Annotated in this window: 21 protein-coding genes; 11 read left to right on the forward strand and 10 right to left on the reverse strand. The window is 59.7% G+C overall.

The annotated features are described in order from the left end of the window. Positions 1 to 308: 308 nt before the first annotated feature. Positions 309 to 1,133 carry an alpha/beta hydrolase gene (locus P0D89_RS26105; protein WP_408362585.1) on the reverse strand — a complete coding sequence of 275 codons (825 nt, stop codon included), beginning with the start codon at positions 1,131 to 1,133 and terminating at the stop codon, positions 309 to 311. A 752-nt stretch (positions 1,134 to 1,885) separates the two neighbouring features. Next, positions 1,886 to 2,149, reverse strand: a complete 264-nt coding sequence (locus tag P0D89_RS26110; protein ID WP_408362586.1) for a hypothetical protein — start codon at positions 2,147 to 2,149, stop codon at positions 1,886 to 1,888. A gap of 384 nt (positions 2,150 to 2,533) precedes the next feature. Between P0D89_RS26110 and P0D89_RS26115 the strand changes: the two genes are divergently transcribed. Continuing rightward, positions 2,534 to 4,396 carry a hybrid sensor histidine kinase/response regulator gene (locus P0D89_RS26115; RefSeq protein ID WP_408362587.1) on the forward strand — a complete coding sequence of 621 codons (1,863 nt, stop codon included), beginning with the start codon at positions 2,534 to 2,536 and terminating at the stop codon, positions 4,394 to 4,396. Here P0D89_RS26115 and P0D89_RS26120 read toward each other — a convergent pair. The 3 genes from P0D89_RS26120 to P0D89_RS26135 form a co-directional block, all read right to left on the reverse strand. Then, positions 4,338 to 5,150, reverse strand: coding sequence for a response regulator (locus tag P0D89_RS26120; protein ID WP_408362588.1), 813 nt, complete (start codon positions 5,148 to 5,150; stop codon positions 4,338 to 4,340). The genes P0D89_RS26115 and P0D89_RS26120 overlap by 59 nt on opposite strands. A 36-nt stretch (positions 5,151 to 5,186) precedes the next feature. After that, on the reverse strand, positions 5,187 to 5,378 hold the full coding sequence (locus P0D89_RS26125; protein ID WP_408362589.1) for a hypothetical protein: 192 nt from the start codon (positions 5,376 to 5,378) through the stop codon (positions 5,187 to 5,189). 604 nt (positions 5,379 to 5,982) lie between these two features. Next, on the reverse strand, positions 5,983 to 6,681 hold the full coding sequence (locus P0D89_RS26135; protein WP_408362636.1) for a YbfB/YjiJ family MFS transporter: 699 nt from the start codon (positions 6,679 to 6,681) through the stop codon (positions 5,983 to 5,985). 30 nt (positions 6,682 to 6,711) lie between these two features. Between P0D89_RS26135 and P0D89_RS26140 the strand changes: the two genes are divergently transcribed. Next, on the forward strand, positions 6,712 to 6,969 hold the full coding sequence (locus P0D89_RS26140) for a hypothetical protein (protein WP_408362637.1): 258 nt from the start codon (positions 6,712 to 6,714) through the stop codon (positions 6,967 to 6,969). Positions 6,970 to 7,263: 294 nt separating this feature from the next. On the opposite strand, the gene P0D89_RS26145 is transcribed toward P0D89_RS26140, so the two are convergent. Continuing rightward, positions 7,264 to 7,902 (reverse strand): TetR/AcrR family transcriptional regulator, encoded by a 639-nt coding sequence (locus P0D89_RS26145; protein WP_408362590.1) that lies wholly within the window; start codon positions 7,900 to 7,902, stop codon positions 7,264 to 7,266. A gap of 228 nt (positions 7,903 to 8,130) precedes the next feature. On the opposite strand from P0D89_RS26145, the gene P0D89_RS26150 reads away from it, so the two are divergent. From P0D89_RS26150 to P0D89_RS26175, 6 genes are all read left to right on the forward strand, one after another. Next, positions 8,131 to 8,532 carry a nuclear transport factor 2 family protein gene (locus tag P0D89_RS26150; protein ID WP_408362591.1) on the forward strand — a complete coding sequence of 134 codons (402 nt, stop codon included), beginning with the start codon at positions 8,131 to 8,133 and terminating at the stop codon, positions 8,530 to 8,532. 43 nt (positions 8,533 to 8,575) lie between these two features. Further along, the gene (locus tag P0D89_RS26155) at positions 8,576 to 9,331 is read left to right on the forward strand and encodes an SDR family oxidoreductase (RefSeq protein ID WP_408362592.1); all 756 of its coding nucleotides are present in this window, start codon (positions 8,576 to 8,578) and stop codon (positions 9,329 to 9,331) included. 247 nt (positions 9,332 to 9,578) lie between these two features. After that, positions 9,579 to 10,301: a hypothetical protein gene (locus P0D89_RS26160; protein ID WP_408362593.1), complete on the forward strand. Its 723-nt coding sequence runs from the start codon at positions 9,579 to 9,581 to the stop codon at positions 10,299 to 10,301. Between the two features lie 442 nt (positions 10,302 to 10,743). Further along, the gene (locus P0D89_RS26165) at positions 10,744 to 10,908 is read left to right on the forward strand and encodes an FmdB family zinc ribbon protein (RefSeq protein ID WP_408362594.1); all 165 of its coding nucleotides are present in this window, start codon (positions 10,744 to 10,746) and stop codon (positions 10,906 to 10,908) included. A 473-nt stretch (positions 10,909 to 11,381) separates the two neighbouring features. Beyond that, positions 11,382 to 11,651 (forward strand): MoaD/ThiS family protein, encoded by a 270-nt coding sequence (locus tag P0D89_RS26170; protein WP_408377460.1) that lies wholly within the window; start codon positions 11,382 to 11,384, stop codon positions 11,649 to 11,651. A 134-nt stretch (positions 11,652 to 11,785) separates the two neighbouring features. Continuing rightward, positions 11,786 to 12,955 (forward strand): WD40/YVTN/BNR-like repeat-containing protein, encoded by a 1,170-nt coding sequence (locus P0D89_RS26175; protein ID WP_408362596.1) that lies wholly within the window; start codon positions 11,786 to 11,788, stop codon positions 12,953 to 12,955. A 316-nt stretch (positions 12,956 to 13,271) separates the two neighbouring features. Here the strand turns inward: P0D89_RS26175 and P0D89_RS26180 are convergent, their stop codons facing one another. Then, complete coding sequence (locus P0D89_RS26180; RefSeq protein ID WP_408362597.1) at positions 13,272 to 14,243, reverse strand: LysR family transcriptional regulator; 972 nt, start codon at positions 14,241 to 14,243, stop codon at positions 13,272 to 13,274. Between the two features lie 219 nt (positions 14,244 to 14,462). On the opposite strand from P0D89_RS26180, the gene P0D89_RS26185 reads away from it, so the two are divergent. Beyond that, complete coding sequence (locus P0D89_RS26185; protein ID WP_408362598.1) at positions 14,463 to 15,329, forward strand: SMP-30/gluconolactonase/LRE family protein; 867 nt, start codon at positions 14,463 to 14,465, stop codon at positions 15,327 to 15,329. 121 nt (positions 15,330 to 15,450) lie between these two features. Next, positions 15,451 to 16,911, forward strand: a complete 1,461-nt coding sequence (locus P0D89_RS26190) for an alpha/beta fold hydrolase (RefSeq protein ID WP_408362599.1) — start codon at positions 15,451 to 15,453, stop codon at positions 16,909 to 16,911. A 122-nt stretch (positions 16,912 to 17,033) separates the two neighbouring features. On the opposite strand, the gene P0D89_RS26195 is transcribed toward P0D89_RS26190, so the two are convergent. Next, complete coding sequence (locus P0D89_RS26195; protein ID WP_408362639.1) at positions 17,034 to 17,192, reverse strand: hypothetical protein; 159 nt, start codon at positions 17,190 to 17,192, stop codon at positions 17,034 to 17,036. Here P0D89_RS26195 and P0D89_RS26200 point away from each other — a divergent pair. Next, complete coding sequence (locus P0D89_RS26200) at positions 17,133 to 17,372, forward strand: hypothetical protein (protein WP_408362600.1); 240 nt, start codon at positions 17,133 to 17,135, stop codon at positions 17,370 to 17,372. The two genes, P0D89_RS26195 and P0D89_RS26200, sit on opposite strands and share 60 nt — an antisense overlap. Positions 17,373 to 17,473: 101 nt before the next feature. Here P0D89_RS26200 and P0D89_RS26205 read toward each other — a convergent pair whose 3' ends face one another. Both P0D89_RS26205 and P0D89_RS26210 read right to left on the reverse strand, forming a co-directional pair. Further along, on the reverse strand, positions 17,474 to 17,692 hold the full coding sequence (locus P0D89_RS26205; protein ID WP_408362601.1) for a DUF6566 family protein: 219 nt from the start codon (positions 17,690 to 17,692) through the stop codon (positions 17,474 to 17,476). Then, positions 17,692 to 18,345: a hypothetical protein gene (locus P0D89_RS26210; RefSeq protein WP_408362602.1), complete on the reverse strand. Its 654-nt coding sequence runs from the start codon at positions 18,343 to 18,345 to the stop codon at positions 17,692 to 17,694. Before P0D89_RS26210 ends, P0D89_RS26205 begins: the two co-directional genes overlap by 1 nt. Between the last annotated feature and the right edge of the window lie 67 nt (positions 18,346 to 18,412).

Consider the following 18,412-nt stretch of genomic DNA (forward strand, 5'->3'; position numbering starts at 1 on the left):
CGAGAAAGCCCACGCTCTTTTCACGAAACGGTTCTCCCGTTGAGCAGAATTCGACGATCCGGCTAGATGCAAAGGTATCGCTAATGGCCGAGCGAATCAACGTTCTTCCCGGGAATAGGCACTTTTTACACGACCACCGAAGTTCACTCGTTAAAGCTCGAGCGGCAGCTGAGGCCAGTGGACGGCCATCAAGAGACATTTGTCCGATCGGCTACCGAGACACTCCTACGGCGGCTTCGATTTCGACACCGGTCATTTCGGCTGGGCGAAAGCCGCAGTCTTTCTGCTCCGATTATCGAATCGCATCTTTAATGCGCGTCGATGAAGGCGGTGACGTCGGCCAGAACCGGTGAGACCGTATTCTGCGCCGCCGAAAACGACTCGACGATCGTATCGTGGCCGTAACCCGGATATTTTTTCAGTTCGACGGTGTCGCGATGCGCTCGCAGCGTGTCTGCGAAACGATCACTGTTATGCGGATCGACATCGGTATCCGCCGTGCCGGCGGCGAGCAACATCGGTGGCTCGTTTCCCGTGACGAATGCGATGGGCAGCGCCCGCTGGCGCAGTGCCGCTGGAAAGATCTCGTCCATGTGAGGGTCGCTCGTCGGAATTGCGGCGTACGGACCCGCGAGTCCGATCATCCCGGCGAGCGAGGTATTCGACATGCCCTGCGCGGCCAGATAGCGCGGATCGGTCGCGAGCATCGCCGCCATATGCGCGCCGGAGGAATGTCCCATCACGAAAATGCGTCCGGGGTCGCCACCGAGTTCGCGCACGTGATCGCGCGTCCAGCGCACGGCAGCAGCAGGGTCGTCGAGAAAGCCAGGGAAGACGGCCTCCGGATAGACGCGATAGTCCGCCGCGATCGTTACGATGCCTCGCGCGGCGAGCGCTTGCGCGACTCCGCGCGACTCCGAGCGATGACCACTTTGCCAGGCTCCGCCGTAGAAATACACGACGACGGGGTGGTTCGCGCGGGTGCGGGACTCGGGCGCATATACGTCGAGCCGCTGGCGGGGCGCCTTGCCATAGGCGATGCCGCCCGGCTCGTCGTGCTCGCGCGCCCGCGACGCGAATATGCCGGCTGCGCATGCGGCCAGTGACAGTGAAATGAACCTTCGTCTCGCCATTGCACGCATGTTGCTATCGACCCGCGATTGTTATCGAAAAAGACGGCTGTCGCGCGCTTGAGCGACGCAAGTCCGAAAACGAACGCGCCCTCGTTCATTGATATCGCGTCAGGCACGCAAGGCACTTGTGTCGACAAGTGATAGCAAGCCGTCGGCCGACTCGATCAGGACGCGGTCGGCCTGCTTCTTCGTTATTAAACGACATCTGAAGATGGCTGTACGTGCGGAAGATATCGTTCGCAACAGGGAAGTCAGCGTCCGCCTGAGGGCCGGACCGCCCGCAAGGGCAGTCCCACGAGTGACCGATGCGCTCAAGAGCGCGACGTTTGAACCGCAATGCGCGAGAGGCCGTTTCACGCCCTGAGTCAGTCTGTCAAGCATTTCGTGGGGACAGCGGACGTCTGCGTGTCCAACTCAGTCATCCTATCCGGGGCTGTCACAACGAGAAGTTCGAATTGAACAAATGGCTTTTCTGTCTCACCGCAATTGCGCTGGCCGCGTGTTCTTCAACGACCGGCATCGTGCCGATCGGTAGCGGAATGTCTATGCTCGGAGTGCAGGATGGCTGGGCTCATCGCAAAGCAAGGGACTCCTATGGAAGGCAGGACAAGGACGTGGAGGCGGCGAGCAGCCGCGGCCGGGACTATGGCTTAAGTGTATTCGCCGTTCGATAGAGAACGATGATTCAAAGACTGCTTATTTCGATCGCCTTCCCGTTGTCCGTGCGGCCCGATCGCCTGGTCAAGGGAAACTCAACTGCCTTTAAGGAGCTCTTGCAGCCGCGCCGCCTCGCCATTTTTCTGTGACCGCACGAGGTCCTGGTAAACTTCCTCGCGGGTTTTGCCATGGAGTCTGGCGGGAGCGCCAGACATGGAGTTTGCAGAAGCGTCCGGACCTTCCGAGTTGTCCGCGCTGGTCTGCGCCTCTGTCGTCGAATTTGTGCTGGTGGCTTGCGCATTGACGTGCCAGGCGCACGTGTAGAGTAGTCCACCAGCGACGAGTAACACCGTTTTCATGAGAATCTCCTTTAACGAGCGTTGCCGCGACGTCCGGTTGCGACGAGACGAGGCAAACGCCCGAACCGCCTCAAGAACAAAAATAATGCGAACGAAAGTCCGGAAGAGGAGGGCGTACCGAGGTGATCGACAGTTACGAAGAAAGCTCGATTCTCGTTTACCGGCGCTGTCATCTCGATTCTCTGTCGACCCGGACGCCGTCGCCACCCACATAGGTAGGTGGGCGGCTGGAATCGAGTCTGAAAAGATGTAGGCGTTGCTGGTCTGGCAGGCGCATCCAGAACGCTACATTTGTATGTATGGCTTTGGATGGCGGCCTGCTATTCTGTTTGAATTGCACGCTGCCCTATCCGCGGACGGCGAATTTCCTGATCGAGCGTCGTCATGAGATCGTCAGGCCTCAGGGTGCACAGGTTCAGATCGGCGGCTCAGGAATCCGCGTTCCGGATGGACTACGCGCGGCGCTTCTTCGGACAGCGGAGTCTCGCCATCACAATCTTCACCGCGTTGTGGGTCGGGTTTTCCATCCACGACTTCGGGCGGTTAGCCGTACTCGATCCCTCCCATCTGCACCACAAAGAACTCATTCTCCTGAGAATCGCCGGGACGATCGGCATGGCGGTGCCCGTGCTGTTGTGGAGCCCACGCGCACTCGACGAGCGCTGGGCCGTCGGGCTGCTCGGTGTCTGGACGATCAGTTGCTGGTTCGTGGTCCTGAGAATGGTACAGATCTATCCAGGCGACCTGGCCTGGCGGGAAGCTTACCCGATCCTGACGTTTGCCCTTTTCATGATATTCATGGCCTTCCGGCTTCGAGTAATCACGGCGGCGTGGCTGATCGGGCTATGCGTCGTCAGTTACCTTGTCATGCTCTATCTCAAGCCCGGTGGCCAGAGCGTCGATGCGCGCGTGGAGTCGGTGATTGCGCATGCCACGATGGTGCCGATGATGTATATCGTCGGTTTGCTCGTCAGCATTCCGCTGGAACGTGCCGCGAGGCGCGAATTCATGTATCGGCGCACCTTGCGCGCGGCCAAGGCGCGCGTCGAAGCGGCGTCACGCGCAGTCAACGAGCAGAACATACGCATGCAAGACCTCGTCAGGGAGAAAGAGCGGTTCTTTTCATCGGCGTATCACGACATCCAGCAACCTCTCGCGGCAATCAACCTCTTCATTCGAAGCGCCCGGACGAGGATCAGGGACGGATACGCGGTGGATCGTGACCTGGATGTCATTGAGGAGACCGCGTGCGACCTTCTCGATATGTTCAAGGACATTCAGGACTATAGCGAACTGGGTTCATATGTTCCTCGTCTTGTGCCGGTCAATACGCATGACGTATTGACCGAAGTCTTCGAGCAGTATCGGGAGACGGCCCGGCTGCGGGGAATCGACTTCAGAATCGCCGGGCGGCGACGGTACCCGCGGTCCATCGAGACCGACCGATCGCTGTTTAAGCGGGCCGTATCCAATCTCGTATCGAACGCCATCAAGAACACGTCTTCGGGCGGCGTCGTGCTTGGCTGGGTGCAGCTGGATGAACGGCTGCGCATCGATGTGTGGGATACCGGAATCGGCATTGCGCCCGCCCATCGGGAGGCGATTTTCTCCGAGTACTATCAGATCAACAATCCGGGGCGCGACCGTTCGAAAGGGCTGGGACTGGGACTGTCGATCGTGCATCGTGTGGTGCGCATTCTGCCGGGACACGGTATTAGTTTTGCCTCGATCGAAGGGCGCGGATCGCGCTTTTCCCTCTATGCGCCGGTTTCGGCAGCCACGCCTGCTGCCGGGGCGAACGATCAGGATGGCGACGTCTACGCGCCCGATCTCAACGGCATGTTCATGTTCCTGTGCGACGACGAACCGATCGTCCTCGAAGGCCTGCGGCGTCTATTCTCGAGCGCGGGCGCGCTCGTGCACGCCGCCGAATCGATAGATGGATTTGAAACCATCCTCGCCGATGACAGCCGCATTCCCGATCTCATCGTCACCGATATCCGGCTGCGCGGCGCAGTCACCGGCAAGGAGGTTGCTGACAGGATCAGGCGTCACTTCGCGTGGGCAGGCGTTATTCCCGTCGCATTTATCACCGGCGAGCTGCTGTCCGATCGCGTCCTTCACGACTTCCCCGAACCGTTCATGCTGTTGCGCAAGTCTTCGGCGCCAAAAGACTTGCTGACGGAGATCAGCCGGTACGTTGCGGCTCAACGGAAGATGATTCCCGATCTTGCGAAGGATCGGTGACGGAAAGTATCCCGAGCGTAATGCCCTTGTCGGCCAGCATCACGATGAGTTCCGTGCGGCGCCGCAGGTTGAAGTGCGCCAGCAGATGACTAATGTATTTGCGCACTGTGATGTCTTCGAGCCCCATCTTCGAGGCGATGGCTTTGGACGGGAGTCCGCGCAAGAGCCACGCGAGCGTTTCGAACTCTCGCGGCGTGAGTCCGAGGCTCGGAGCGTTCCAAGGTGCATCGCTGCCGCTTGGCTGTCGTTTTCCTGATTCGCGTGCCCGTGCCTCGTCGGTGTCGTTCGCGTGTCTCAGCCCAACGATGCTCGCCGCGGGCAGGAACACACCGCCCGAGAGTACGGCGCCGATCGCGGCATGCAGCGCTTCGGCCGACGATGATTTCGGCACGTAGCCCGTCGCCCGCAGTTCGATACATCGGGCAACAGTCTCCACGCTTTCGTCAGCCGATATCACGACCACGCGCAAGGACGGCCGTGCGACTTTCAACTGGACCAGCGCGTCGCATCCGTGGCCGTCAGGAAGTTCGGGATCCAGGAAAACGATGTCCGGATGTTCGATGGTCGTGAGATCGACTCCGTGTGCCAACGTACTCGCATGAAGCAGTTCGACGTCCGGGAAAAGCTCTTTCACAAGCAGTGCAAGTCCCGCTCTGAAGAGTTCGTGATCATCGACGAGCAATACGCGCATCTCATCGTCGCCCAGCAACGCGTGCATCATCGTACAGATGACACACGCGGCGATCGGACACAAGACTACGCCGAGGAACAAGCGGGGGAAGCTCGCCGTCTACCGACGCCCGCTGCGGCCCCACACGTAGCGCACCCAACGTTGCCACCTGCTGCGCTGCGGAGCAAGGGTGTTGCGCGCTGCCTGTTCGTCGCGGTCGCGGTCGACGCTCTTTTGCACCTGCTCGTAGATCTGACGCAACGTCAGGCCACCGGGGCCTTTCTCTTTGTCGGGATCGGAGTCGTCTGTCATGAGAATGGCCTGGTCTGGATGAGTCGACTCGATCTTGATACAGAAGGTCAGTCGCGGCAAGCACGTGGAAGTAGTCTGCCGCCCGACATGAGATTGCATAGCCAAGTCTTCAGGACGATGCGTGGCGGACACAGAAGCATTCATGGATCAGCGCCAGGCTTCTACGTGAACCGCTTTTGAATCCGCAGGACCGGCACAATCGAGAGGAAATTCGCTCAGCGCGGGATTCCTCATGCCAGGCGCTGTTACGTCTTCGCCGTTGTCGCGCCCTTCACCACGTATCGGTCCCCTCTTTGCATGGTTTCCTTTTCTGCGCCCCTATGCCTGCCGCTGGGGGCGCTCGCGTTCCTCGCGCTACTCGTCCTTTCGCCGGTATTGGCCAGCGCCACAGCGCGCGTTTCTACCTAGTGTCGGGGCTGGGCGAGCGGGTCACGGCCGACTTGCGGCGTGCGGTCTATGATCACGTGCTCCGGATGAGCCCACAGTTCTTCGAGCTCAGGGAAGCTTCGGGTTGGGGTAATGCCTTGGTGGACGGTCGCGGAAACGGGATAGCCGCAATGGTTTCTATGCCCGGTGCAGTCGCAGTCACTATACCTGCACGTGATCATGCCTGCTCCCATGAACGACCAGACAGATCAGCGGCGAACGCCACCACCAATGCCACCAACCCGCAAAGAAATATCAGTGCGTAGTTTCCTTCAGTGTGTCTGAAGATGAAAGCGTAGCCATAGGCACTCAATGCCTGGAAGAGCGCGAAGATGACCGTAGCTCGACTCCATGCAGCCCGCTGTCCGAGATTGTCGTTAGGCAATATGTCTTGTACACGTCCAAGAACCACTTGAACGACACCGACCGTGAACACCCCAAGTGTCACGGTCGAAACGCCGATCGCGACCAGATTCTTCGTGAAAGCAAGCAGGCCAAGAGCCACTATCTGAAGAAAAAGCGCGACGCGGTAAGTCCGCCGGTAACCGATCCTGCCGCAGACATATCCTGTGGCCAACGGACCGATGATTCCGGCCAAACCAAACAGGATCCAGTAGGCGGCTCCGGCGCCCGCGCCAAGGCCTAGTCCTCTGGAAAGATAGTCGACGAGCAGGATCATCGCGGGGACAAGGCCCAGAGCGTTTGCGGCAGATTGTCCATACAGAATCCAAAGAGAGATTCGGGTCCCGAGGGCTTCTTCCCCAGAGACATCGACCGCGGCTTCCGGTGGCGCGGATGACGTCCAGCCGAACCAGCTCAACGCGGTCAGCTCGCGGCCCAGATCGCCATTTACCAGGAATCGATCAATCAGCCGCATTCTGTAGCGAGGGCGGTTCTCGCAGCGCTGATCGAGAGTCCGAACCTGCTGGATGAAATGAAGACGTCGGACGAGGCGAAGATGAAGACGCTGCAGGATGAAGCGCTCGACCTGGGCCTGTCGTTGCTGCTTTACTTTGCTGCCAGCGGTCTCGCATTTCACGCTCTGCTGGGCATCTCTCCGCTGGAGGACGCGGATCGCAACCGGTTGTTTGACCGGCTTCTTGACGAAGAAAAATGGCATGGTCAGAACACGCCGGTAAAACGGCGCAGACGATCTGTGGGATGACTGTTAAAGGCAAATAGCGATACCGGACGGTGTTCTCGGTGTAGGGGCTTTCTTTGGTTTTTCGCCTTGGTTTCAGGAACCGTCGGAACGGTGGTAGTCATGCAAGGGCTTGCCGGCTTCAAGTTCGACCCAGTCAGGCGGAAGATTCGTGCCTGCTTTCTGTGTGGCCCTATCGATCGAAATGCACACGCACGCCGCGAGTGCACTTTCAAGTAACTCGTGCGGACGCATGCCGGCATCGCCGCCTATTCCGTTCTTGCAGGTGTCGGACAACACCCGCCAACGGACTTTGCGCTACGCCTGGCGCGAGCGACGACGTGATCGAATTCCGGGTTGTGCATCCACGGCAGTGAGGAGATGCTGGCGGCCCTCATCGAGAATTTCATCAGCCAGTGCCGGGTCAATATCGGCAACAGCACGCGAAAGCAGAAGCGTGCCAACCATCTGGCTGAACAGCGTGATCGCCTTCCTGCGGCTACCTTCTTTGCTTCCACTCGTCTCTTCGATAACTCTGGTGAATTGTTCGAAGTTCCCCGCGAGACCCTCTGCGTAAGCGCTGCGCGCCACTTCGCCCAGCCGGCGGGCGTCGCCTACAAAACCCGACAAGGGACACCCCGCGTCGATATTTGCGCGATGTTCGGGGGACAGGTACCACTGAATCTGTTGCCTGACCGGGTCGGCGTCAGCCGATCTGGCGCCTTCGATTATCGAGGCAAACGCATCTCCACCATCCTCCATCGCCTTGTCCATCACCGCAGCGACCAGTGCGTCCTTTGATTTGAAGTGGTTGTAGAAACCGCCCTGTGTAAAGCCCGCCGCCTTCATCAGTTCGGCGAGCCCGACCGCATCGACGCCGCGCTCCCGAAACAGTTTCTCGGCGGCTGCCACGATTGCTTGCCGGTTTTCAATCGCCTGCTGCCTGGAAACACCCATTCTCCCTCTCCTCAGTCAACAACGACCCAATAAGACTCATCGAAAAATACAATGTTGATCACCATTGACATTGCCGCGGCGTGCGCCCAGAATCCGACCTGATGACAATGTCATTCACCATTGTCTTAAGTATAGCCTTCTTTGCCTGAATGTTCAGGCAGTAGGGGGCACAGCGGCTTTGCGACGCCTGAGCGCGTCGTCAGCCGAGTCTTTAAAGAGGAACTCGAGATGACGAAGACAACCCCTGAACAGAACAAGGCGCTCGTGCTGGAAGCGTTCGACACCCTGTTCAACAAGCGCAACTACGTTGCGGCAGAGCACTTCTGGTCCGATCGCTACATTCAGCACAGCGCCCATATCGCGCCGGGGCGCGAAGGCCTGTTCGATCTGATCCGCACGCTGCCCGATACCTTGCGCTACGAGAACCAGCTGATCGTGGCCGAGGGCGACTATGTCATCGCACATGGCCGGTTTTCGGGAAGCGGCAGACCCGCCGCGTGGATTGCAGCCGACGTGGTTCGCTTCGAAGACGGCAAGCTGGCCGAGCACTGGGATGTCTTGCAGGACGAAGCGACCCAGGTCCAATCCGCGAGCGGCCTGCCGATGTTCGGCGACCGGTTTCCTGCCTGACCACATCAGCATTAATCACTCAAACTTCAACAAGGAAGCGATCATGAAACTCACCGGAAACACGATCTTCATTACGGGCGGTGGTTCGGGCATTGGCCGCGGGCTAGCCGAGGCGCTCCACAAGCGCGGCAACAAGGTCATCATCGGCGGCCGCCGGCGCAGTCACCTGGACGAGGTGATGGCGGCGAACCCTGGCATCGCCGCGATCGAGCTCGACATCGGCGATGTCGCCAGCATCGAGCGGGTAGCGGCTCAGTTGATTGCGGACTATCCCGATCTCAACGTGCTGATCAATAACGCCGGTGTCATGCAGCCGGACCAGGCGGGCGGCCACATCGACGACGCGCTGATGGTGTCCACCATCACGACCAACCTCATGGGACCGATCCGCATGACGTCGGCGCTGATCGACCACCTCAAGACCAGGAATGACCCTGTCGTCGCCTATACGAGCTCGGTGCTGGCTTTCGTGCCGTTGGCCATGACCGCCGTGTACTCGTCAACCAAGGCGGCGCTTCATTCGTACATCCTCTCGCAACGCTTCATGCTGCGGGACACGACGGTTCGCGTACTCGAGATCGCACCGCCCTGGGTGCGTACGGACCTCATGAACAGCCGCGAAGCCGAACAGGCGATGCCGCTTGAAGCGTTCATCGACGAAACGATTGCTGTCCTCGGAACGGATGTGGACGAGGTTCTGGTTGAGGGTGCGAAGCAGTTCCGCGAGAACCCGGGGCCTGATGAGCACGGGTTCGTCAATGGCTTGAATGCACAGATGGCGGAAGTGCTGGGTGGGTGAATGGCTGCCCGCGGGATAGGTGGTGGTGATACAGGCGACCTCGGAGCAGAACCAGGCGCTCGTGCTGGAAGCGTTCGACACCCTGTCCGACGAGAGAGGACTACGTTGCGACCGAGCGCTTCTCGTCGCCTGACCACGGATGGCGAACAGGAGTCGCTCCGCCATCTGGGCGCGCATCGCGGCAGTTCAGGACCCTGCATCGGACAGGCGATAGGCCACCGGGGCAGACCAACGGTAGAGGCACGATATGACGAATGATCTTTTGAAGCTGGCTGTCGAGGCCCATGGAGGCCTTGCGCGCTGGAACGCGTTCAGAACGCTCGAAGCTGAAATGTCGATTACCGGCGGCATCTGGCATGTGAAGCAGAAGCCAGATATTTTCAGGCACGTTGTGGCCGCGATGGACACGCAAGCCCAGCGTGTCGAACTGCGATCATTCACGACGCCCGACCGACACTTCCTTTTTACCCCTGGCCGCATCGCTGTCAAATCGACGGACGGACGCATCCTCGAGAGTCGCGACAATCCGCGTTCATCCTTCGCCGGACATAGTCAACAGACACCGTGGGACGATCTTCATGCAGCCTATTTCTGCAGTTATGCGCTGTGGACCTATTTCAGCACGCCATTTCTCTACACCTACCAAGGCGTAGTCACCGAAGAGTTGTCGCCATGGCGTGAAAACGGTGAGCAATGGCGCCGCTTGAAAGTAACATTCCCGGATTCCATTGATACGCATTCGCGCGAGCAGGTTTCGTACTTTGGCCCGGATGGTCTGCTGCGGCGCCATGATTACACCGTGGACATCATGGGCGGCGCTACAGGCGCAAACTATGCGTCGAACTACCGGGAGTTTGACGGCATCATCGTGCCGTCGACCCGGCGCGTGTTCGCTCGTGACGCCGATGGCCAGAAAATTGACGAACCCCTGCTGGTTGCCATCGACGTTGGCACGGTCTCGTTTCGCTAGGGCCCGGTCGCGGGGGAAGCCTTCCAAGGGGGCATGGCGCTTGATAAGAGACGGCTGCATGGGACGTTACGACTCTTCGCAGCGGGGGCTGCGCCGATCGGAAGTCAGAAACCCAGGAGGTAGTGCTGTTCGCTACTGCTGAGGGTCTCTTGTGCCCACTCAAACGAACATTCCCGCGACGATTCCAGGCGTCTGTAACGGGTCGGGGTGGGGCCCGTCACGACGACCCGAACCCAGCCAATGTGGGGCGGCTGGCACGTGCAACCGCCTGGCCATGCACGGGAATTCTGGTATTGCCTGCGGCGCGTGCGATGAACACGGGGCGAGAAGCGCTAGCGGGCGTTTCCTCCACTTTCCCGCACTAGAATGGGGTACTACACTGTCGGCGTCGGTGTTGGTATCTGGCCAGCACGACGCGCGGGATTCGTGTTGGAGGAATGCCATGCCGACTTATCAGTACAAGTGCGAAAAGTGCGGTGAAATGTTCGAACATGCCGAACACCTTGCTGAGCATGAAACCGCTCATCCAAATTGTCCGAAGTGCGGAAGCGAGGAGGTTCAGCACATACCCACGCCGTTTGTTGCGAAAACGTCGAGAAAGAGCTGAAATCTGTCTGGCCGGGTAAAGGCAAAATCCGGCCATAGCCCGCTGTTCGCCGACCCCACAAATCCGTCATTCGAACGGCTGATCCACTCCGAACCTGCTGGATCGCTTGATGGGAGCATCTCGGCGGCCATAGCTGCCGCTCGCTGATCTCAACTCGCACACCGCTTAAATAAGGGAGCCCGTCGTCGCTTGATGGAAATGATGGTGATCTGCTTTCGATCTCGATGGATGTGAATTTGGGCGACGCCATTCCGCAGTTCGCGCCAGCGCTTTTCGTCGCGCGCTTCGATCGTGCAGAGTGTGACGCCCGTCGGGTCGACCTCGTCTGGTCGGTCTGTGAAGGGCGGTGAATCATGCCGCTTTGACAATGTACCGAGACCAATCGTGGTGCATGGCAATGCCCCGACGCACACGGCGAAACGCCTAAACTACAGAACCAACGGACACGGCCAGTCCCGCGACACAACCCCGCCATGGCACACATCTTCTTCGCTGCTTCGATTCAGCGGCATATCGCGACGCCCGAGCGCGAGATCGACGCGCGCACGCTCGGCGAGGCGCTCGAGGCCGTCTTCGCCGCGCAACCTCGACTGCGCGGCTACATCCTTGACGATCAGGGTTCACTGCGGCGGCATCTCGCCGTGTTTGTCGACGGCCAACGGGTGCGCGACCGACAGCATCTGGGCGATGCGCTCAGCGAGCAAAGCCGGGTTTACGTCGTACAGGCGCTGTCGGGCGGATAAGAGGCTTCCATCCGTACCCCGAGCTTTGCATAGGACCAGAGTGCGAAGCATGGGACCGGTGTAAGTGCTGAAGCACTTACTCCTATCGACATAAGCGCTGAAGCGCCAACTCTGGTCGACAGGAGACACTCGACATGAGCGATCGATTGTTCGTCGCAACCCGCAAGGGGCTGTTCATTTTGCAAGCCGATGGCGAGGGCGGCTGGAAGCTCCATGAGCCGTATTTCGCCGGCGAGCCGGTGAGCATGGTGCTGCGTGATCCGCGCGACGGATCGCTGTATACCGCGCTCAATCTCGGCCACTTCGGGGTGAAGCTGCATCGCCGCCGCTCGGGCATGGCGGATTGGGAAGAGTGCGGGGTTCCCGTCTACCCGCCGCAGCTTGCCGACGAGACGCACCCCGCTGACGGCGCGAACGCGAGCATGAACGCGAGTGCAGACACCAGCGCGGACAATGCGAGCGCAGCCTCGCCCAGCCCGCCGCCGCCCTGGACGCTTCAGCAAATCTGGTCGCTTGAAACCGGCGGCCCGGACGAGCCGGGCGTCTTGTGGGCCGGCACGATTCCCGGCGGCCTCTTCCGTTCCGACGATGGCGGCGACACATGGGTGCTCAACCGTGCGCTATGGGATCGCCCGGAGCGCCGCGAATGGTTCGGAGGCGGCTACGACGCGCCGGGCATCCATTCCGTGATGGTCGATCCGCGTGACAGCCGGCACGTGACAATCGGCGTATCGTGTGGCGGTGTCTGGCAAACCACCGACGGCGGCGCGACCTGGCGCGTGACTGCCGAGGGCATGGAGGCCGACTACATGCCGCCGGAGCGGCGCGGCGATGCCAACGTGCAAGACCCGCACCGCGTCGTGCAATGCGCGGCAAATCCCGATGCGCTGTGGATGCAACATCACTGCGCAATCTTCCGTTCGATCGACGGCGCGGCGCACTGGCAGCGGATCGAAGCGCAGCCATCGAGCTTCGGCTTCGCGGTTGCCGTACATCCGCGCGATCCAGACACCGCGTGGTTCGTGCCCGCCGTGAAAGACCAGTGCCGGTTCCCGGTTGACGGCCAGTTCGTCGTCACGCGCACACACGACGGCGGCCGCACGTTCGACCGCTTCTCGAACGGGTTGCCGCCTGCACCAGCGTATGACCTCGTGTATCGGCACGGGCTCGCTGTAGATGACTCCGGCAAGCGCCTCGCGATGGGGTCGACCACCGGCTCGCTGTGGACGTCCGACGACGGCGGCGAAAGCTGGCAATTGATTTCAGCGCATTTGCCGCCTGTTTATTGTGTCCGGTTTGGATGAGGGCGGGGGCGGGCTAGTGAGACATGAAACGCGCACGTTCCCGTTCATTTTGCGGACATATCCTGAATGCGTTGATCGGCGTGATGGATCAATACTTCGCGTCATCGGCGCCAGCGAACGTCTCTGCGCAGCTCGGCCGTCTGATGTTCAAGTATGACGGGGCGCAGATTCGGCGATCAACGCGAGGACAGCCATCGCTGGCGTCTGATCAGCGCTGGCGGACACGCGCACGCCCCTTCGCGAGACGCAGCTTTTGGCGGAGGAAAGCACTTTATCTTCGCCAGTTTAATGGGCCGTTTACTGGGCGGGGTGATGCTTAGTTCACCAGCGCAACTTCCCGCATGAGCTGCCTGAACCAAAGCAGCGCCGGATCACGCTCCTGAAACTTGTTGTACTGAACGACTTCGACAAGTCTGGGAATGGGATATGGGCACGGAAGCAACCGTAGTGACGGTGAGTCGCGCTGTAGCATTAATGCAAGACGGGTCTGCAATGTAGCAATCCGTTGGGTCCCAATCAGGAAATGCGGGACGACTCGAAACGTCTCCGCGGTTACCTCCGCTCGACGGACATATCCCAACGCCGCTGCAGCGCGGCTGTCAGATGTGACAATTGCGCCTCCAGCCCACTCCATGATCACGTGACCCAGTTCGAGATACTGGGCCAACGTAAGGACATCTCCAATCCGGTCGTTTTCCGCCCATGCCAGGCATGACCACGAATCCTCGAATATGGGTTCGGCGGGGTAAGCCGGCCCGGCGCGGAAGTCGGGCGTAATAAGCAGATCGATCTCGGCATTTTCCAGATGCGAAAGCCCCAGTGTCGCTGCGGTACGCACGCGGAACTTCATGAGCGGTGCCTCGACGGAGGCACGCCTCAGGACCTCTCCGAGAAACACACTAATCACGTAGTCGGACGTTTCCACCACGATCTTCCGATCCGACGTCGCGGGATCAAACTCAGGACTGTCGCTGGTTATTGCCTGAATTTGCAGCAACACCTCGCGGACCGGGCGCCTCAGGCCTGCGGCCCTGGGCGTTAATACCATTGCCTTTCCTACCTGAACAAGCAGGTCGTCCCTGAAATAATCGCGCAATCGTGCCATTGCACAACTGGTGGCGGACTGGCTCAGAAATAGCCGCTGGGCAGCTTTCGTCACGCTGCATTCATCCAGTAGCGCGTCCAGAACCACCAACTGGTTCAAATCAAGCTTGTTAAACCGCATCGCATCTTCCTCATTGATCGCATCAATACTTGAAGCGCGGAAGATCAATTTTACGACTTTCATGTTTCAAGGCATTGTTCCCATGTGAACCGATCATCGACAACGCCTGGGCCCGATCTAGCGGCGTGATGCAACAAGGGAGTCAACGACCTTGAACGTGTCTTTGATTAGGCGGGCCCTGGCTGACACAGGAGGAGTGATTCAATGATCCGGCCACTTTTTACGATTCAGCCTCTAGCGCGATTGCTATCATTTTCCCGTAACGCGACAAGCGCGTTGGTAATGCTCCTCGTCGTCGGCCACCTGAGTGCCGGCGAACCAGGCAAAGTCGAGACCGTTGCTACGGGCCTGCGGTTTCCCGAGGGTACGGTGTTTGTTGGGAATACGCTGTACTTCGTCGACTACGGATCCTCGGATGTGCTCCGTCTGGTAGACGGCGCGGTCCAGAAGGTGTGGCATCAAGATGGCTGCGGCGCGAACGGCCTCGCTCAGGCCGGCAGGAGTCTGCTAGTTGCATGCTATGACAGCGGGACGATCGCCGAGATCGCGCTGGACGGACGATTGATCGACACAATCAGGTCGGACGTCAGAGGGCTGCCGTTCCTCCACCCCAACGATCTTGCCGCCGACCAGAAGGGCGGTGTGTACTTCACCGCATCGGGATCCGACACGGCACCCGGCAAGGTGTACTACCGCGGGGCCGATCGCCGTGTGCGGGAGGTTGCTTCAAACATCCACTACGCGAACGGACTGGTTGTCTCGCTCGACGGGAAACGCTTGTATCTGGCCGAGAGCGCGGCGGGCAGATTATTGAGTTACGCGATCGCCCCGGATGCCGGGCTGAGTGACCCGAAAGAATTCGTCAAGCTGGACGACGTTCTTGCGAACGCAGGACCGCAGGCGTTCACACCGGATGGTGTGCGCATGGACCGGTACGGAAATGTGTTTGTCGCGCTGTATCGGGGCGGTGGCTTTGCGGTTTTCTCATCGGCTGGCAAGTTGATTCGAACTGTCGAACTACCTGCATCGCACCACAGCAACCTTGCCATCTCTCCCGACGGCAAGTCTGTCCTCGTGACCGCGGTAGATGACACGCCCATTGGGGAGCGCCGCGGCGCGATCTTAAAAGTGCCCAATTCAATCCCTTGATGGATGAGAAATATGCCGCTGAGGTCGGTGGCTGCGTTTCGCTCACCCGACCCTGAACAACCACGCAAGACCGGCAGAACCGATCTCCGTAAACATGGCTCGCCCGCCTGGAAGGAATTTCATGTTGCTCTGCAAACTCATGCGACTTGCCGTGTGCATTCTTACGGCACCGGTCCTTACCTTTTCCGGAATCGGTGCGCAGGCGGCCGAGGTGTCGTACCAATACGCCAGCGTTGACGGCATCAAGATCTTCTACAGAGAGGCCGGAGACAAATCGAAGCCGACGCTGCTGCTTCTCCATGGCTTTCCCTCGTCCTCGCATGAGTTCAGAGACTTGATTCCGCTGATATCCCAGAACTTCCACGTCGTGGCCCCTGACTTTCCAGGCATGGGTTACAGCGATGCACCTCGGGCCGACAAATTCACGCCTACGTTTGACAACGTGACGGCCGTTATTGAAAAATTTGTCGCAAGTCTCGGCGATCCGCATCTCATCGTCTATATGACCGACTTCGGCGGTCCAGTGGGCATGCGCATGGCAGTGCATCATCCGGACTGGATCTCCGGACTCATTTTTCAGAATGCCATTATCTCCGTCGCGGGCATCGACCCCTCCCGGCGCAAGCGTGACGAAGCGATCTCTGGTGAGATCACGCCGGAGAAGCGCGCGTTGGCGGAGAGCCATGTATCACTCACGACTGCGCTGTTGCTCTATCAGCACGGCGCACGCAACGCTGCGGCGCTCAATCCTGATGCCTGGACCAATGACGCGGTCGCCCTTGCGAACCCCGATAGCCGCCGGATCATGACCGACCTGCAGCTCAACATTCCGAGTAACGTCGCATCGTTCCCAGTATGGCAGGCCTATCTGCGTACGCATCAGCCGCGGACGCTCGTGGTGTGGGGCAAGAACGACCCGATCTTCTTGCCGGCGGGCGCCGAAGCCGTCAAGCGGGAAGTGCCCGATGCATCGGTCCACTACTACGACACGGGTCACTTCGCGCTGGAGGAAGACCATATCGATATTGCCCGGCAAATTAACCAGTTCTTCGCTTCAACGCATGTCCGAGGTCAAATCGAATCGGTTGACAGCCGTGAATTCACAGTGTTCACCCGTGAGGGTGCGCATATGAAGCTGACGCTCGGAGACCGGACGCGATTCGCCGCGGTCAAGCCCTTTGATGCTGCCATCATCAAGCCCGGCACCTATGTCGGTGCTGCCGGAACGTCAACGGCCAGTGGCGTCCAGGCAATGGAGGTAATGGTGTTCAGGGAGGAGCGGCGTGGAACCGGAGAAGGACATTACGACTGGGACCTGACGCCGGGAAGCACCATGACGGGCGCCACGGTAACGTCAGTCACCGAGAAACCCGACGCCCGTGACCTCAAAGTGAGCTATGGCGAAAAGACGCTCACCGTCTCAGTACCGCATTCAGCGCCGGTTGTCACCTTCGCCCCAGCGGCTTTTGCCGATCTCAAGCCGGGAGCAGCCGTGTTCGCAGTCGTGGTGCCCGGTGATCATGGGCAAATGAGTGCAGTCAGCGTCGTCGTTGAGAAGGATGGCGTCAAACCGCCGATGTAGCTCGCAGGTCAATTGAGTACGCAAGCCAGGGACCTTTTCGCGGCCGAAGAGACAATTGCGCCCAGCCTCCTGGAGAACCGGCTCGCCCCATATCAGAGACGCTTCCGCGAACGGGTTCCCAATCATGAACACAGGAGAAAACCATAACCTTCGACGGTTCGGCCATCAAGGCGCTGCTGGACGACGCGGTCTCGAAAGGTGCCGTTCACGGCATTGCGGCAGTGGTAGTTGACCGCGGCGGTCCGCTGTTCCATCAGGCCGCCGGCGAGGCAGGCCACCACACGATGTTCCGCAACGCCTCGATGACGAAGGCTGTGGCCACTACGGCGGCGCTCCAGTTTGGCGGTGTACCAGCAGATGGAAGTGGCCGTACCCGCAGCATGATGCCGGAGCGCGAGCGGTGCGAATGGGGCCAACTCCTGTGTGCTCAGGTTGGTGCGCTCGCGGTCGGCCTTGAGTGACCGCTTTCGTGTTGCCCTCGTACCTGTTGTTGCACCCCTGACGGCTCGACCGGCGGCAACAGGGCCGAATGCGGAAGTTCAAACCATAAGGTTTTCAGCGCTTACCCATGACTATCAATCCAGGCACGAGCCCAGTCCAGGCCAGCGTGGTGTGCTTCGTCCTCTGTATCGAAATAGCTGAGGATTCCCGATGCTTCGACAAGCTTGCCCAACCGGGTGATAGTCCCGCTGGCAGCGTAGCGTTCGGGTTGCAATATGTCTTCCTGCTGGAGGATGGCATGACCCCAGATGCTGTAGCCGCGATAGCTCTGCGACTCCATCAGCGGATCAACTCTGCTGACATGCTTCGGGAATCAACACGAAGCACATTGCCTTCAGGGGTTATCTGCCGCGGAATTTGAGACATATCGGGTGCGTGTGCCTGCACGTTCTCTCGAGGGTTGGTTTTCGTCGCAAGCTTTGCAACCGGCGTTGGTGCGCGCCGCCTGTAGAGCTTGACTGCATGCATGGCACCGCGGCGATGAAGTAAGGCTTTATGGGTGGCCTTCACGTGCGGCGCGCTCGCCCGTGCTTCGGGCGGATTCCAGACTTCGACATAGCTGCCGGCCGCGAACGCGGTCGGAGCAAACGCCATCAGTATGGTCAATCCAGCAATTTTTCTCACAAACTCTCCTTGCAGCCTGTTCGCCTTAGCCATTTCTTCAAGCTTTCCCGAGCCCGACGCACCCGCCATCGCAGCCGCGGCAATACCGCTGGTCCCTGACTGCGCCGTCGACGTGCCAGATGTTACCCGTGGCCGATGAAGCGGTGCCAACTGTGCGGCCATTTTCACTGGCGTAGAAGGTCGGCTTTGCAGCTTTTCCGCGCCTGAGCGCTTTGTCGACCGCCTCATCGCCAATCGCTGCCCGCAATTTCGCGGTGAAACGGCAATCTCCGGCATCGGATAGCCGACGTGGCGAACGCGTGCATCCATAGTTCAGCCTCGAATTAAAAGTGTCAGTCCACTGTCTCAAAATTGCGTGTACGATACTGTATAAATA

The sequence above is a fragment of the Paraburkholderia sp. RL18-085-BIA-A genome (genome assembly GCF_046027075.1).
GTDB lineage: Bacteria > Pseudomonadota > Gammaproteobacteria > Burkholderiales > Burkholderiaceae > Paraburkholderia.

What these genes read in the sequence shown, in the direction of transcription:
- P0D89_RS26105 (WP_408362585.1), bottom strand. Translation starts at nt 1,133, where the DNA reads ATGGCGAGACGAAGGTTCATTTCACTGTCACTGGCCGCATGCGCAGCC.
- P0D89_RS26110 (WP_408362586.1), bottom strand. Translation starts at nt 2,149, where the DNA reads ATGAAAACGGTGTTACTCGTCGCTGGTGGACTACTCTACACGTGCGCC.
- P0D89_RS26115 (WP_408362587.1), top strand. Translation starts at nt 2,534, where the DNA reads ATGAGATCGTCAGGCCTCAGGGTGCACAGGTTCAGATCGGCGGCTCAG.
- P0D89_RS26125 (WP_408362589.1), bottom strand. Translation starts at nt 5,378, where the DNA reads ATGACAGACGACTCCGATCCCGACAAAGAGAAAGGCCCCGGTGGCCTG.
- P0D89_RS26135 (WP_408362636.1), bottom strand. Translation starts at nt 6,681, where the DNA reads ATGCGGCTGATTGATCGATTCCTGGTAAATGGCGATCTGGGCCGCGAG.
- P0D89_RS26145 (WP_408362590.1), bottom strand. Translation starts at nt 7,902, where the DNA reads ATGGGTGTTTCCAGGCAGCAGGCGATTGAAAACCGGCAAGCAATCGTG.
- P0D89_RS26150 (WP_408362591.1), top strand. Translation starts at nt 8,131, where the DNA reads ATGACGAAGACAACCCCTGAACAGAACAAGGCGCTCGTGCTGGAAGCG.
- P0D89_RS26155 (WP_408362592.1), top strand. Translation starts at nt 8,576, where the DNA reads ATGAAACTCACCGGAAACACGATCTTCATTACGGGCGGTGGTTCGGGC.
- P0D89_RS26160 (WP_408362593.1), top strand. Translation starts at nt 9,579, where the DNA reads ATGACGAATGATCTTTTGAAGCTGGCTGTCGAGGCCCATGGAGGCCTT.
- P0D89_RS26165 (WP_408362594.1), top strand. Translation starts at nt 10,744, where the DNA reads ATGCCGACTTATCAGTACAAGTGCGAAAAGTGCGGTGAAATGTTCGAA.
- P0D89_RS26170 (WP_408377460.1), top strand. Translation starts at nt 11,382, where the DNA reads ATGGCACACATCTTCTTCGCTGCTTCGATTCAGCGGCATATCGCGACG.
- P0D89_RS26175 (WP_408362596.1), top strand. Translation starts at nt 11,786, where the DNA reads ATGAGCGATCGATTGTTCGTCGCAACCCGCAAGGGGCTGTTCATTTTG.
- P0D89_RS26180 (WP_408362597.1), bottom strand. Translation starts at nt 14,243, where the DNA reads ATGAAAGTCGTAAAATTGATCTTCCGCGCTTCAAGTATTGATGCGATC.
- P0D89_RS26185 (WP_408362598.1), top strand. Translation starts at nt 14,463, where the DNA reads ATGCTCCTCGTCGTCGGCCACCTGAGTGCCGGCGAACCAGGCAAAGTC.
- P0D89_RS26190 (WP_408362599.1), top strand. Translation starts at nt 15,451, where the DNA reads ATGTTGCTCTGCAAACTCATGCGACTTGCCGTGTGCATTCTTACGGCA.
- P0D89_RS26205 (WP_408362601.1), bottom strand. Translation starts at nt 17,692, where the DNA reads ATGGAGTCGCAGAGCTATCGCGGCTACAGCATCTGGGGTCATGCCATC.
- P0D89_RS26210 (WP_408362602.1), bottom strand. Translation starts at nt 18,345, where the DNA reads ATGGATGCACGCGTTCGCCACGTCGGCTATCCGATGCCGGAGATTGCC.